Here is a 14,265-nt window from a genome sequence, read left to right as displayed (position 1 = left end):
TCAGCTCTTCTCGAAGCGGAAGCCGACACCGCGCACGGTGGCGATGTAACGGGGGTTGGCCGCGTCGTCGCCGAGCTTCTTGCGCAGCCAGGAGATGTGCATGTCGAGGGTCTTGGTCGAGGACCACCAGGTGGTGTCCCAGACCTCGCGCATCAGCTGGTCGCGGGTGACGACCCGGCCCGCGTCGCGCACCAGCACCCGCAGCAGGTCGAACTCCTTGGCGGTGAGCTGCAGCTCCTCCTCGCCCATCCAGGCGCGGTGCGACTCGACGTCGATGCGCACGCCGTGGGTGGCGGGCGGCTGCTGCGGTTCGGCGGCGCCGCGCCGCAGCAGGGCCCGCACGCGCGCCAGCAGCTCGGCGAGCCGGAACGGCTTGGTGACGTAGTCGTCGGCGCCGGCGTCGAGCCCGACGACGGTGTCCACCTCGTCCGCACGGGCGGTCAGGATGAGGATGGGGATGCTGTGCCCCTCGCCGCGCAGGCGGCGGGCCACCTCCAGACCGTCCATGCCGGGCAGACCCAGGTCGAGCACGACCAGGTCGACGCCGCCCTGCAGTCCGGCGTCGAGCGCGCTGGGTCCGTCCTCGCGCACCTCGACCTCGTAGCCCTCCCGGCGCAGAGCACGGGCCAGCGGCTCCGAGATGGACGCGTCGTCCTCGGCGAGCAGTACTCGGGTCATGAGGTGATGGTAGACCTGCACGGCCCCGAGCCGGCGTGTGACCGCGAGCCCCGGCTCTTACCGCGCGCATACCCGCCTCTCACCCTCCTGGGGTATGGGTACGTGCCTGCGCCTGTGGGGTGCGATCCTGGTAAGGACCTTGGAAACCGGGTGCGCGGTTCCCCCGGCACCTGTGATCCGCGTCTCAAACGCTTCCATATCCGGCGGTGTCCTGCCGTATGGTGATTCAACGCCTGTAGCACCGCGGCGACCTTCAGAGGCCGTTTGCCCTGAAGGTCTCTTTTGTGTGCGGGCCGGTTTCCGCCGGCCCCCGACAGTGAACGACCTGTGGCCGGGCCTTCGCGTGCGGCGATGCGCGTGAGGGCGTGGATCCCGGTGGCGACCGCCCACCGCTTCGTGATCCGGAGCGGACCCCCGAAGGCGTCGGGCGGACGGCCGTACGCACCGGTGCCGGCAACCCCACCGGGCGCGCCACCGCTGCTGCGGTACGCGTCCCGAGCAGCAAGGAACGACCATGGCGTCCAGCCTGACGAAGGACTCGGCCCGACCGGGCACCCCCGGTTCCGAGAAGACCTTCTTCGGCCACCCCCGCGGACTGGCCACTCTCTTCATGACCGAGATGTGGGAGCGCTTCAGCTTCTACGGCATGCGGGCCCTGCTCGTCGTGTACCTGCTCTCCGGCGGCCCCGACGCCAAGAAGGGCAGCATGGGCGGCGGTCTGGGCATGGACCTCGCCACGACTACGGCGATCTACTCCGTCTACCTGTCGATGGTGTACCTGCTCGCCATGCCCGGCGGCTGGCTCGGCGACCGGGTCTGGGGTCCGCGCAAGACGGTGGCGATCGCCGCGGTGACGATCATGGCGGGTCACCTGGTGCTGGCCCTGCCCGGCGGCCAGGCGCCGTTCTTCGCCGGCCTGGCCCTGGTCGCGCTCGGCTCCGGCCTGCTGAAGGCCAACATCTCCACGATGGTCGGCCACCTCTACGACGGCCCGGACGACCCGCGCCGTGACGGCGGCTTCACGATCTTCTACATGGGCATCAACATGGGTGCCTTCTTCGCGCCGCTGATCATCGGCACCGTCGGCCAGCAGGTCAGCTGGCACCTCGGCTTCGGCCTCGCCGCGGTCGGCATGGGCATCGGCCTGATCGCCTTCCTCCTCGGCACCCGCCACCTGAGCCCGCAGAGCAACGTCGTGCCCAAGCCGCTGGCCGCCGAGGAGCGCGCCTCCTGGCTGCGCAAGGGCCTGCTGTGGCTGATCGTCGCGACCGTCTTCTACGGCGTCGTCGGCTTCACCGGCCACTTCACGCTCAACTGGGCGATGATCCCGCTCACCGTGATCGGCCTGATCATCCCGGCGGGTGTGCTCATCCGCATCAAGCGGGACAAGGAACTGAGCGACGTCGAGCAGTCGAAGATGACCGGCTACATCTGGTTCTTCGTCGCGGCCGCCGTGTTCTGGATGATCTACGACCAGGGCGGTTCCACGGTCCAGGCGTTCGGCGAGACGAAGGCCTCGGGCTCGCTGCTCGGCTTCGACTTCCCGTCCTCCTGGTACCAGTCGCTGAACCCGGTCTTCATCATGGCGCTGGCCCCGGTCTTCGCCTGGATCTGGCTGTGGCTCAACCGCAAGGGCAAGGAGCCGAGCACCGTCGCCAAGTTCGCCGCGGCACTGTTCTTCATCGGTGTCTCGTTCTTCTTCTTCCTGCTGCCGCTGGGCATGGCCGACGGCGAGAAGCTGGTCAGCCCGATGTGGCTGGTGGGCATCTACCTGATCCAGACCGTCGGCGAGCTGTGCCTCTCCCCCGTCGGCCTGTCGGTGACCACGAAGATGGCCCCGGCCAAGTACGCCAGCCAGATGATGGGCGTGTGGTTCCTCGCGGTCACGGCGGGCGACTCGGTGACGGGCCTGCTCTCCAACCCGGCCGTGGGCGGCGTCGACCTGAGCGGCACCGGCGCGGTCGCCGTGGAGGCGATCCTGGCCGCCGCCGCGGGTGTCGCGGTGTACATGTACCGCAGGAAGGTCAAGGCCCTGATGGGTGACGTGCACTGACCCTCTGCACCGGCACGCGGAAGGGCCGCCACCCCGCTCGGGGTCGGCGGCCCTTTCCGCGTGTGCGGCCCTCTTCCGGCGAGAAGCCGGTTCCGGCGTGCGGGGCCCCGAGGACGAAACGGCAGCCCCGGAGCTTCGCGACCCCGTGCCGGCCTGGCTGCCCACAGCAGGGACGGCGGCACTCCGCGGCGTTGCGTCACCCGGACGGCCCAACGGAACGGTGAGAAGCCGACGAACCCACGGCGGGGCGGTTGAAGCCGGAGGAGCGCCGGTGACGGGGGACGGACGGCGGCAGGGGTGGGCACGGCATCGGGGCACCCGCGGGAGGGGGCCCCGTGTGGCGCGTGCTCAGGCGGGGGCGCCCAGTTCCGCCCAGACGGTCTTGCCCGCGACCCCGGGCGTACGCACGACACCCCAGTCCAGGCACAGCCGCTGGACGATGAACATGCCGTGGCCGCCCGGGCGTCCGGCCCGGTGGGGCGTACGCGGCGCCGGCTGGCCCGTGCCGCGGTCGGAGACCTCTATGCGGATCACCTTGTTGTCACAGGTGATGTGCAGCTGGTCGGGCCCCTCGGCGTGCAGGCAGGCGTTGGTGACCAGCTCGGACACCACCAGCAGCACGTCCTCGGCGGCGGCCCGCTGGTCGGCCGAGTCGGCCGGCAGCCAGCCCCACGCGTACAGCGCCTGGCGGGTGAAGTCGCGGGCGAGCGGTACGACGCCGCTCTCGCCCTCGAAGCTCAGCCGGCGCACCTGCCGGCCTCCCGGCGGCGCCGCGGCCCCGGAGGGCGCGGCCGCGCCCTCCACGGACGCACCGACCGCCGGTTCGCCACCCTCGGACGTCCCGGAAGCGCCGCTGGGCTCCGGCCCGCGGTCGCCCGGCGGGTAAGGCCGGGTGGTGCTCATCAGCGCTTCACCTCACCGATTAGCCAGTTCACGATTCAAAGGATTCACTTCACCGTCAGTCACGCGGAACGCGGCCGGTCGGTTGCGCGGCGCCACTGCCACCCCGGTGGCCGACAGGTTCAGGATGTCTCCTGCCCGGGGGGACCGGCGGAACACCCATGTATTCGGCACCAAACTCGTGACGGTTGTGGAGAACCGGTCACAAGGGGACGGCCGGGGCTCGGCGCGCCGACGCACCGCCGCTCAGCCCGACCCTTCGCTCAACGCCGCTTCGATCGTGTCGTGAACACTGAAGACGGCGTCCGCTCCCGTGATCTCGAAGACGCGCGCGACCACCGGCTGCATGCCGACGAGCGCGACGCCGCCCCCGGCGGCCTCCGCCTTCAGCCGCGCCCCGAGGAGCACGTTGAGCCCCGTGGAGTCGCAGAACTCCAGGCGCGCGCAATCGATGACCAGGCGCTTGAATCCCTTGGCGAGGCAGTCCTCGAGTGGCTCGCGCAACACATCGGCGGTGTGGTGATCCAACTCACCCGCCGGAGTCACGACGGCACTAGGGCCCTCTTCCCGCACCTCGACCAGAAGCCGGCCAGACTGTGCGCTGCCGACCGTCCCGCGGTCCATGCCGTCTCTCTCTCCCGACGTCGTGGCTGGTTGCTGACGCCCTCGAACACTACGCCTTCCCGCCACGCTTCGACACCCGAACAACTACACACAAACGGACATATGCCCACACAACGCACTTGCGGTGGGCTCAGGAAAGCGGGTAGGCCTAGTAGGGACACGTACCCGACACGGCCGGCTTTGGAGGCGCCGCACACCGCAGTGCACGTACTGGCTCCGGCAGCCATATGCCGAGAACGATGGAGGACATCATGTCACCCCGGCTCGACGGATCGCGTACCCACGAAGCGACGTCGACACCCCCTCCGGAACATCTGGATCCCATCGAGCAGGACGAGATGCTCGTCACACAGGACGACCTCCTCGCCGGACTTCCGGACATCCCCCCGTACGCGGACGTCGACGCGGTCGACGCGCGGGCCCTGTCCAAGACCCTCTTCGAGCGGCTCGAGTCGCTGGAGGAAGGGACCCACGAGTACTCGTACGTCCGCAACACGCTCGTCGAACTGAACCTGGCGCTGGTCAAGTTCGCCGCGTCCCGGTTCCGCTCCCGCAGCGAGCCGATGGAGGACATCATCCAGGTCGGCACCGTCGGCCTGATCAAGGCGATCGACCGCTTCGAGCTGTCGCGCGGTGTCGAGTTCCCCACCTTCGCGATGCCGACCATCATCGGCGAGATCAAGCGCTTCTTCCGCGACACCTCGTGGTCCGTGCGCGTACCGCGGCGGCTGCAGGAGCTGCGGCTCGACCTGGCCAAGGCCGGCGACGAGCTGGCCCAGAAGCTGGACCGCGCCCCGACGGTGGCCGAACTGGCCGAGCGCCTCGGCATCTCCGACGACGAGGTCGTCGAGGGCATGGCGGCGTCGAACGCCTACACCGCCTCCTCGCTGGACGCTCAGCCGGAGGAGGACGACTCCGAGGGCGCGCTCGCGGACCGGATCGGCTACGAGGACAACGGCCTCGAAGGCATCGAGTACGTCGAGTCGTTGAAGCCGCTGATCGCCGAACTGTCGCCGCGCGACCGCACGATCCTGTCCCTGCGGTTCGTCGCCGGCATGACCCAGTCGGAGATAGGCGAGGAGCTGGGCATCTCCCAGATGCACGTCTCGCGGCTGCTGTCGCGGACGCTGGTACGGCTGCGCAAGGGGCTGACCGTCGAGGAGTGATCCTCACCGGGTGCACGTGTCCCCCGGGGGCGGACCGCACGGTCCGCCCCCGGGCGCGTGTCACGGATGCCCGGCCGCCGGCCTTTCAGAAGTCGAGGAACAGCACCGCCGTCGGCGGCGACGGGGCCGTCGTCACACCACGCGCACTCCGCGGCGCCACACCCCGCTCACCAGCGGTACGCCCGGCCGGTAGGCCAGGTGGACGTGGCTGGGGGCGTCGAGCAGCGTCAGGTCGGCGTACGCGCCCGGCGTGAGGCGGCCGATGTCGGTGCGGCGCAGGGCCGCCGCGCCCCCCGCCGTCGCCGACCACACGGCCTCGTCCGGGGTCATGCCCATGTCCCGTACGGCGAGGGCGACGCAGAACGGGACGGACGAGGTGAACGACGACCCGGGGTTGCAGTCGGTGGACAGCCCGACCGTCACGCCCGCGTCCAGCAGCCGGCGGGCGTCCGGCCACGCGGCGCGCGTGGAGAACTCCGCACCGGGCAGCAGGGTCGCCACCGTGCGGCCGCTCGCCAGGGCGTCCACGTCCGCGTCGGTGAGGTGGGTGCAGTGGTCGGCGCTGGCCGCGTCGAGTTCCACCGCGAGCTGCACGCCGGGGCCGTGGGTGAGCTGGTTGGCGTGGATGCGGGGGTGCAGGCCCCTCGCCCTGCCCGCGGTGAGGACGGCCCGGGCCTGGTCCCCGTCGAAGGCGCCCTTCTCGCAGAACACGTCGATCCAGCGGGCGTGCGGGGCGCAGGCGTCGAGCATCTCGCCGGTGACCAGGGCGACGTAGCCGGCCGGGTCGTCCGCGTAATCCGGGGGGACGACGTGGGCGCCGAGGTAGGTGACCTCGTCGGTGTGGGCGGCCGCCAGGCGCAGGGACCGGGCCTCGTCCTCGACGGTCAGCCCGTAGCCGGACTTGGTCTCGAACGTGGTGGTGCCCTGCCTGAGGGCCTCGGCGAGGTAGCGGGTGAGGTTGCGCTCCAGTTCCTCGTCGCTCGCCGCCCGCGTGGCCGCCACCGTGGTCCGGATGCCGCCGGCGCTGTACGGGCGGCCCGACATGCGGGCGTTGAACTCCTGCGTGCGGTCGCCCGCGAAGACGAGGTGGGAGTGGGAGTCGACGAAGCCGGGCAGGACCGCCCGGCCACCGGCGTCGACCCGGTTGTCAGTGGCGGGTGCTTTCCTGTGATCACCGGTCCACGCGATGCGGTCGCCGTCGATGACGACGGCCGCGTCCTGGATCAGTCCGAGGGGGGAACCGTCACCGAGGGAGGGGTCGTTGGTGACCAGGGCGGCGATGTTGGTGATGAGCGTGCTTGCGGTGCTCGCGGAGTGGGCGGGGCTGGGGGTCGTCGCGTTGCTCATGGCGTCCTTGCTGGCCTGGTCGGCGGTGGGCTGGGGGTCGGGGGCGGACCGCCCGCAGGGGCGGCCCGGGATCATCCGCGCAGGGCTGCGACGGCGTCCGCGAGGGCGCGCGGCACGTCCGGGACGAGCGTGTGCACCCCGTCCCGTACGACGTGCCGTCCTGCCACGACCGTATGCGACACGTCCGCTGCCGACGCGGCGAATACGGCCGTCTCGGCCCCGAGTCGCGGAAGCGGCCCTGCCGTCCTGACCGAGTCCAGGCGGATCGTCGTGAAGTCGGCGAGCGCGCCGGGCTCCAGGGCGCCCGCGTCCTGCCAACCGAGGGCGGCGTGACCGTCGGCGGAGGCGGCCCGCAGCAGGGCCCCGGCCGTCCAGTGGCCCCGGGTGCGGGAGCGCAGCCGCTCGTTCAGCTCCATCGCCCGCGCCTCTTCGAGCAGGTCGATCACGGCGTGGCTGTCGGAGCCCAACGACAGGGGGGAACCGGCCCGTTGCAGGGCGGCGGCGGGTCCGATGCCGTCGGCCAGGTCCCGCTCGGTGGTGGGGCACATGCAGGTGCCGGTGCCGGAGCCGCCGAGCAGGGCGATGTCCTCGTCGGTGAGGTGGGTGTTGTGGACGCCGGTGGTGCGCGGCCCGAGCACTCCGTGGTCGGCGAGGAGCCGGGTGGGGGTGCGGCCGTGGGCCTCGCGGCAGGCGTCGTTCTCGGCGGTCTGCTCGGAGAGGTGGACGTGCAGCGGGGCCCGGCGCTCCTCGGCCCAGCGGGCGACGGTCGCCAACTGGGCGGCGGGCACGGCCCGTACGGAGTGGATCGCCGCTCCGATCCGGGCGTGGGCGCGGTCCTTCAGGGCGGTGCAGCGTTCCGCCCAGGCGTCCGCGGTGCCGTCGGAGAAGCGCAGCTGGGGGGTGGTGGGCGGGTGCCCGAAGCCGGAGGAGAGGTAGGCGGTGTCGAGGAGGGTGATGCGGATGCCGGCCTCGGCGGCGGCCGCGATCAGGGCCTCGCCCATGGCGTTGGGGTCGGCGTAGGGGGCGCCGCCGGGGGCGTGGTGGACGTAGTGGAATTCGCCGACGGCCGTGACACCGGCCAGGGCCATCTCGGCGTACACGGCGCGGGCCAGGGCGTGGTAGCTGTCCGGGGTGAGCCGGGCGGCCGTGGCGTACATGACCTCGCGCCACGTCCAGAAGGTGCCGGAGCCGACCTGGACGGTGCCGCGCAGGGCCCGGTGGAAGGCGTGGCTGTGGGTGTTGGCCAGGCCGGGCAGGGTGAGCCCGCGCAGGACCTCGGCGCCGGGGGGCGGGGCGGGGGTGTCCGGGCGGACGGCGGTGACGCGGCCGCCGTCCACGTCCAGGGCGACGCCCGGCTCGACGGCCGAGCCGAGCCAGGCGTGCTCCAGCCAGTACGTCTGTGTCACGTGCGGGCCAGTCCTTCCAGTACGTCGGCCAGGGCGAGCACACCGGCGACGCAGTCGTCCTCGGCCGCGGACTCGGCCGGGGAGTGGGAGACGCCGGTGGGGTTGCGCACGAACAGCATGGCGGTCGGGACGCTCCCGGACAGGATGCCGGCGTCGTGTCCGGCACCGGTGCCGAGGACGGGGACCGTCAGCTCGGTGTCCTTGCCGAGGATGCGGGCGAGTTCGTCGCGCAGGGCGTGGTCGAACTCGACGACGGGCGTGAAGGACTCGCGGACGACGGCGAGGTCGACCCCGTGGGCGGCGGCGTGCTCGGCGGCCGCCTTCTCGATGCCGGCGACGACGGTGTCCAGCCTGTCCTGGTCCTCGGCGCGGGAGTCGAGCCAGCCGCGCACGAGGGAGGGGATGGCGTTGACCCCGTTGGGTTCCACGGAGATCTTGCCGAACGTGGCGACGGCCGAGGTCAGTTCGGCCTCGCGGCGGGCGGCGAGGACGGTCTCGGCGTAGGGCAGCATGGGGTCGCGCCGGTCGGCCAGCCGGGTGGTGCCGGCGTGGTTGGCCTCGCCGGCGAAGTCGAAGCGCCACCGGCCGTGCGGCCAGATGGCGCTGGCGATGCCGATCCGGTCGCCGGACAGGTCCAGGGCCCGGCCCTGTTCGACGTGCAGCTCGACGAAGGCGCCGATGCGGGCGAGCCGTTCGGGGTCGGGTCCGATCGTCTCCGGGTCGAGACCGGCGGCCTCCATGGCCCGGGGCAGGGTGGTCCCGTCCCCGTCGGTCAGCCGGTGGGCGTCCTCGACGGTGAGCCGCCCGGCGGTGAGCCGGGAACCGACGCAGGCGAGTCCGAAGCGGGCACCCTCCTCGTCGCCGAAGTTGACGATCCCGAGGGGCTTGGTGAGGTCCGCTCCCCTGACACGCAGTTCGTCCAGTGCCGCGAAGGCGGACACGACGCCGAGGGGCCCGTCGAAGGCGCCGCCGTCGGGCACGGAGTCGAGGTGGGAGCCGGTGACGACCGCGTCGCCCCGGGCCGGATCGCCCAGCCAGGCCCACTGGTTGCCGTTGCGGTCGGTCTCGTAGGCCAGTCCGCGGGACTCGGCCTGCTCCTTGAACCAGGCCCGGCAGTCGAGGTCGGCGCCCGTCCAGGCGAAGCGGCGGTAGCCGCCGGAGGCGGAGCTGCGGCCGATCGGCAGCAGCTCCGCCCACATGCTGTGGAAGCTCACGCCGGGTCACCCTCGCGCATCGGGACGCGCACCCCGCGCTCGCCGGCGACGGACTCGGCGATGTCGTAGCCCGCGTCGACGTGCCGGATGACGCCCATGCCCGGGTCGTTGGTGAGGACACGGCGGATCTTCTCGCCGGCCAGGGCGGTGCCGTCGGCGACGGTCACCTGTCCCGCGTGGATGGAGCGGCCCATGCCGACACCGCCGCCGTGGTGGATCGACACCCAGGACGCCCCGGACGCCACGTTGACCATGGCGTTGAGCAGCGGCCAGTCGGCGATCGCGTCGGAGCCGTCGAGCATGGCCTCGGTCTCCCGGTAGGGGGAGGCGACGGAGCCGCAGTCGAGGTGGTCGCGGCCGATGACGACCGGGGCGGCCAGCTCCCCGCTCGCGACCATGTCGTTGAAGCGCTCGCCGGCCTTGTCGCGCTCCCCGTAGCCGAGCCAGCAGATGCGCGCGGGCAGGCCCTGGAAGTGGACGCGCTCCCCGGCCATCCTGATCCAGCGGGCCAGGGACTCGTTCCCCGGGAAGAGGTCGAGGATCGCCTTGTCGGTCTTGGCGATGTCGGAGGCCTCGCCGGACAGGGCGGCCCAGCGGAAGGGCCCCTTGCCCTCGCAGAACAGGGGGCGGATGTAGGCGGGGACGAAGCCGGGGAAGGCGAACGCCCGCTCGTACCCGGCGAGTCGGGCCTCGCCGCGGATGGAGTTGCCGTAGTCGAAGACCTCGGCGCCCGCGTCCATGAACCCGACCATGGCCTCGACGTGCCGGGCCATGGACTCGCGGGCGCGGGTGGTGAAGCCGGCCGGGTCCTTGGCGGCCGCGTCGGCCATGTCGTCGAAGTCCACGCCGACCGGCAGGTAGGCCAGGGGGTCGTGGGCCGAGGTCTGGTCGGTGACGATGTCGATGGGCGCGCCCATGGCGAGGAGCTGCGGGACCAGTTCGGCGGCGTTGCCGAGCACTCCGATGGACAGGGGGCGGCGGGCGTCACGGGCCTCGGTCGCCAGGGAGAGCGCGTGGTCCAGGCTGTCGGCCTTCACGTCCAGGTAGCGGTGCTCGATGCGCCGGTCGATGGCGCGCGGGTCGCAGTCGACGCAGATGGCGACGCCGTCGTTCATGGTGACGGCGAGCGGCTGGGCGCCGCCCATGCCGCCGAGTCCGGCGGTGAGGGTGATGGTCCCGGCCAGCGAGCCGCCGAACTTCTTGGCGGCGACGGCGGCGAAAGTCTCGTAGGTGCCCTGGAGGATGCCCTGGGTGCCGATGTAGATCCAGGACCCGGCGGTCATCTGGCCGTACATGGTCAGGCCGAGCTGTTCCAGGCGGCGGAACTCCTCCCAGGTGGCCCAGTCGCCGACCAGGTTGGAGTTGGCGATGAGGACGCGCGGGGCCCACTCGTGGGTCTGCATCACGCCGACCGGACGGCCCGACTGGACCAGCATGGTCTCGTCCTGCTTCAGGCCCTTGAGCGTGCGGACCATGGCGTCGAAGGAGCGCCAGTCGCGCGCGGCCTTGCCGGTGCCGCCGTAGACGACGAGCTTGTCGGGGTGCTCGGCGACCTCGGGGTCGAGGTTGTTCTGCAGCATCCGCAGGGCGGCCTCCTGCTGCCATCCCAGGGCGCTCGGCTGCGTGCCGCGCGGTGCTCGGACAGGACGGGGTCCTGACATGGTCTGCCTCCTGGTGGGTGCTCGCTCCCGGCGGGATGTTGCTGCTTCTATTCACATCCTGGCGTCATGAATAGAGCTAGTCAACACCCGGGAGGCCGACGCGCCCGGGCCGGGGATGTTTGGCTGGATGCCATGGGCGCACACATCGGAACGGAAGAGACGGACGGATCCGGGGCCGCGCGGGCGGCCCGGCGCGACGAGGCGGTGCGGGCCGCCGTGGATCAGGGGCTCCTCGGACCGGACAGCCCCGTCGTCGCACTGCTGGACGTCACCGGCATCCGGGAGTCGGCGGCCGCGCTGCGGGCCGCGTTCGAGGCGGTGACGGCCCCCGGCACCGCGGTGCTGCACGCCTTCGCGGTCAAGGCGACCCCGCTGGTGCCGGTGCTGCGGCTGCTGCGCGAGGAGGGCATCGGCGCGGAGGTCGCGAGCCCCGGCGAGCTGGCCCTGGCCCGGGCCGCGGGGGTGCCGGCGGAGATGACGGTGCTCGACTCGCCCGCGAAGACACCGGCCGAGCTGCGCGAGGCGCTGGACCTGGGCATCGCGGTCAACGCGGACAACCCGCAGGAGCTGACCCGGCTCGACGCCCTGATGCGGTCGGCGACCAGTCGCTCCCCGATCGGGATCCGGGTGAACCCGCAGCTCGGCGCGGGCTCCATCGAGGCCCTGTCGACGGCGACGGCCACCAGCAAGTTCGGCGTGGCGCTGCGCGACGAGGGAGCGCGGGAGTGGGTGGTACGGGCGTATCTGGACCGGCCCTGGCTGACCCGGCTGCACGCGCACACCGGTTCGCAGGGCGTGCCGCTGTCCCTGATGGTGCGGGGCGCGGCGGAGACGTACGCGCTGGCCGAGGAGATCAACCGGCGGGCGGGCAGGCGACAGGTCGACACGCTCGACATCGGCGGCGGGCTGCCGGTCAACTTCGCCTCGGAGGCGACGACGCCGACGTACGCGCAGTACGCGCGGATGCTGGCCGGGGAGGTCCCCGGGCTGTTCGGCGGCAGGTACGGGCTGGTCACCGAGTTCGGGCGGTCGCTGCTGGCCGAGCACGGCACGGTGGTGGCGCGCGTGGAGTACGCCAAGCGCTCCGGCGGGCGCGCGGTCGCGGTCACCCACGCCGGGGTGCAGGTCGCCGCGCGGACGGTGTACGCGCCGCAGAACTGGCCGCTGCGGATCGCCGCGTACGACGCGAAGGGGCGGCCGAAGGAGGGGCCCGTCGTGGTGCAGGACGTCGCCGGCCCGGCCTGCTTCGCCGGGGACCTGCTGGCCGAGGGCCGCTCCATGCCGCTGCTGGAGCAGGGGGACTACGCGGCCGCGCTGGACACCGGGGCGTACTACTTCGCGCACCACTACGCGTACAACTCGCTGGCGCGGCCGGGGGTGTACGGGTTCTGGCCCGGGGGCCGGTTCGCGGTGGTGCGCGAGGCGCAGACCGTCCGGGAGGTGGTCGCGGAGTCCGGCGGCGCCCAGGTCGACGCCCTGACCTGAGCACCACCGCGGCGCTGTGGGGCGGGTGCGGGGCCCGAGCGCGGGTGCCCCCGCCCACCTGGGCCGGACGAGTGCCGCGCCTTGCGCGGCGGGTGCGGCGCCTTGCGCGGCGGGTGCGGGGCGTGGGTGCCCCGCACCGCCCGGGTCAGACGAGTGCCGGGGCCTTGCGGCGGGCTCCGCCCGGGGCCGCGTCACCCGCGGCGACGCCCGTGCTGCGGTACGCCTTGACCCGCTTGCCGGCCGGGCCGGCCGCGTCCGAGCGCAGCCAGTCCACGCGGACCCACAGCAGCGCCTCGCCGGTCTGCTCCCGACGGCCGAGCCAGGCGGCCTTCAGCCACAGGCCCGCGCCGCAGCCGGCCAGCAGCATGCCGCCCGCGGCCGGCACGGCGAAGGCCGAGCCGACGGCCGCCGCGAAGGCGAGCAGGAGCCACCAGCGGTGCAGGCGGCGCCAGTTGCGGGTCGTCACCGCGCGGTCCTGGAGCACGTCGTGCTTCCCGGCGCGGGCCGCGGAAGCGGCCAGGGCGGCGTACCGCCGCCGCCGGGCGCAGGCCACGGTCACCGCCGCCAGCACGAACAGCGCGGCCCCGGCCAGAACGCCGATGCGGCGCCCGGTCAGTCCCGGCACCAGCGCTCCCACACCGGCCGCGCACACACCCAGCCACCACAGCGGGGCGGCCCCCGCCCGTACGACGACGGCCACCCGGGCCAGTCCCTGTCCTCCGCGTGTCACGATCAGCCTCCGTCCGGTACCCGAAGCGTCTGAAAGGGGTTGCAGCGCGAGGCAGGTTAGCGGCGGAACGTGAGACGAGTCTGAGAAACCGGACGGGGGCGTTCAGTCGACGAACAGGCCCCGCGCGGCGGCTTTGGCGTCGAACTCCTCCAGACGCGACTGGGCCTCGGGCAGGTCGTCGCACATGGCCTCCAGCAGCACCCGCCCCAGCAGCATCGGGGCGCAGGCCGTGTCGAAGGCGAGGCCCGTGCCCACGGCGGCGGGCAGCAGCAGGTCGGACACCTTGGCGACCGGGGCGAAGGCGGAGTCGGCGACGGTCACCACCGTCAGCCCGGCCTGCTCCTTGGCGTAGGCGAGGGTGTCGAGGACCTCGCGGGGGTGCCGGGGCAGGGCGAAGCACAGCAGGGTGCTCGCCCCGGCCCGCACGGCCGCGTCGATGCGGTCGTGGAGCATGGTGCCGCCCTCGCCGAGCAGCCGTACGTCGGGGTGGACCTTGGCGGCGAAGTAGGCGAAGCCCTGCGCCTGGGCGGCCGCCGCCCGCAGCCCCAGGACGGGCAGGGGACGGGAGGCCGCCAGCAGGCGGCCCGCACGCCGCACGGGTGCGGGGTCGGCCAGCGCCTCCGCGAGGTGCCGCAGGTTCTCGATCTCCGCCTCCACGGCCTGCTGGTACTCGTTGCAGTCCCCGGTCTCCGCCGCACTTTCCGCGGGGGCGACCTCGCGCAGGTGCCGGCGCAGGGCCGGGTAGCCGTCGAAGCCGAGGGCGACGGCGAAGCGGGTCACGGACGGCTGGCTGACCCCCGCCAGTTCGGCGAGCTCCACGCTGGACAGGAACGGCACGTCCGCGGCGCGGCGCACCATGCTGTGCGCGATGCGCCGCTGGGTCGGCGTCAGCCGATGGCCCTCGAAGAGGGCCTGCAGCCGCGCGGCAGGGCTGTCGGTCACGCTCATGACGTGCTCCCCCTCGCCTATTCAGTAGCTGAGGATTCTGCATGAGCATATGC

At 72.8% G+C, this 14,265-nt stretch carries 12 protein-coding genes; 3 read left to right on the top strand and 9 right to left on the bottom strand.

What is annotated here, in order from left to right; translation table 11 throughout:
* Positions 1 to 678, bottom strand: coding sequence for a response regulator transcription factor (locus Q5694_RS24835; RefSeq protein ID WP_333935538.1), 678 nt, complete (start codon positions 676 to 678; stop codon positions 1 to 3).
* A gap of 514 nt (positions 679 to 1,192) precedes the next feature.
* Between Q5694_RS24835 and Q5694_RS24830 the strand changes: the two genes are divergently transcribed.
* Positions 1,193 to 2,731 (top strand): peptide MFS transporter, encoded by a 1,539-nt coding sequence (locus Q5694_RS24830; RefSeq protein ID WP_333935537.1) that lies wholly within the window; start codon positions 1,193 to 1,195, stop codon positions 2,729 to 2,731.
* A 348-nt stretch (positions 2,732 to 3,079) separates the two neighbouring features.
* On the opposite strand, the gene Q5694_RS24825 is transcribed toward Q5694_RS24830, so the two are convergent.
* Both Q5694_RS24825 and Q5694_RS24820 read right to left on the bottom strand, forming a co-directional pair.
* Complete coding sequence (locus tag Q5694_RS24825; RefSeq protein ID WP_333935536.1) at positions 3,080 to 3,634, bottom strand: ATP-binding protein; 555 nt, start codon at positions 3,632 to 3,634, stop codon at positions 3,080 to 3,082.
* Positions 3,635 to 3,877: 243 nt separating this feature from the next.
* Entirely contained in the window at positions 3,878 to 4,255 is a 378-nt protein-coding gene (locus Q5694_RS24820; RefSeq protein ID WP_333935535.1) for an STAS domain-containing protein, read from the bottom strand.
* Between the two features lie 239 nt (positions 4,256 to 4,494).
* Here Q5694_RS24820 and Q5694_RS24815 point away from each other — a divergent pair, with 239 nt between their 5' ends.
* Positions 4,495 to 5,421, top strand: coding sequence for an RNA polymerase sigma factor SigF (locus Q5694_RS24815; protein WP_333935534.1), 927 nt, complete (start codon positions 4,495 to 4,497; stop codon positions 5,419 to 5,421).
* A 132-nt stretch (positions 5,422 to 5,553) separates the two neighbouring features.
* On the opposite strand, the gene hutI is transcribed toward Q5694_RS24815, so the two are convergent.
* The 4 genes from hutI to hutU are packed head-to-tail and all read right to left on the bottom strand — an operon-like array spanning position 5,554 to position 11,049.
* Positions 5,554 to 6,843 (bottom strand): imidazolonepropionase, encoded by a 1,290-nt coding sequence (hutI, locus tag Q5694_RS24810; RefSeq protein WP_333935532.1) that lies wholly within the window; start codon positions 6,841 to 6,843, stop codon positions 5,554 to 5,556.
* Positions 6,840 to 8,174 (bottom strand): formimidoylglutamate deiminase, encoded by a 1,335-nt coding sequence (locus tag Q5694_RS24805; RefSeq protein WP_333935531.1) that lies wholly within the window; start codon positions 8,172 to 8,174, stop codon positions 6,840 to 6,842. Before Q5694_RS24805 ends, hutI begins: the two co-directional genes overlap by 4 nt.
* Positions 8,171 to 9,388: an allantoate amidohydrolase gene (locus Q5694_RS24800; protein WP_333935529.1), complete on the bottom strand. Its 1,218-nt coding sequence runs from the start codon at positions 9,386 to 9,388 to the stop codon at positions 8,171 to 8,173. Before Q5694_RS24800 ends, Q5694_RS24805 begins: the two co-directional genes overlap by 4 nt.
* Positions 9,385 to 11,049 carry a urocanate hydratase gene (gene hutU / locus Q5694_RS24795; protein ID WP_333935528.1) on the bottom strand — a complete coding sequence of 555 codons (1,665 nt, stop codon included), beginning with the start codon at positions 11,047 to 11,049 and terminating at the stop codon, positions 9,385 to 9,387. The genes Q5694_RS24800 and hutU overlap by 4 nt, the downstream gene beginning before the upstream one ends.
* Positions 11,050 to 11,181: 132 nt before the next feature.
* On the opposite strand from hutU, the gene Q5694_RS24790 reads away from it, so the two are divergent.
* Entirely contained in the window at positions 11,182 to 12,534 is a 1,353-nt protein-coding gene (locus tag Q5694_RS24790; protein WP_333935527.1) for a diaminopimelate decarboxylase, read from the top strand.
* Positions 12,535 to 12,679: 145 nt separating this feature from the next.
* Here Q5694_RS24790 and Q5694_RS24785 read toward each other — a convergent pair whose 3' ends face one another.
* Both Q5694_RS24785 and Q5694_RS24780 read right to left on the bottom strand, forming a co-directional pair.
* The gene (locus Q5694_RS24785) at positions 12,680 to 13,264 is read right to left on the bottom strand and encodes a hypothetical protein (protein WP_333935525.1); all 585 of its coding nucleotides are present in this window, start codon (positions 13,262 to 13,264) and stop codon (positions 12,680 to 12,682) included.
* A 102-nt stretch (positions 13,265 to 13,366) separates the two neighbouring features.
* Entirely contained in the window at positions 13,367 to 14,212 is an 846-nt protein-coding gene (locus Q5694_RS24780) for a MurR/RpiR family transcriptional regulator (RefSeq protein ID WP_333935523.1), read from the bottom strand.
* Positions 14,213 to 14,265: the final 53 nt, after the last annotated feature.

This window comes from Streptomyces sp. AHA2, from assembly GCF_036857595.1.
In the GTDB taxonomy this organism is placed as follows: domain Bacteria; phylum Actinomycetota; class Actinomycetes; order Streptomycetales; family Streptomycetaceae; genus Streptomyces.
The sequence above is the reverse complement of the archived record's forward strand: the minus strand, read 5'-3'. Positions and strand labels throughout refer to the sequence as shown.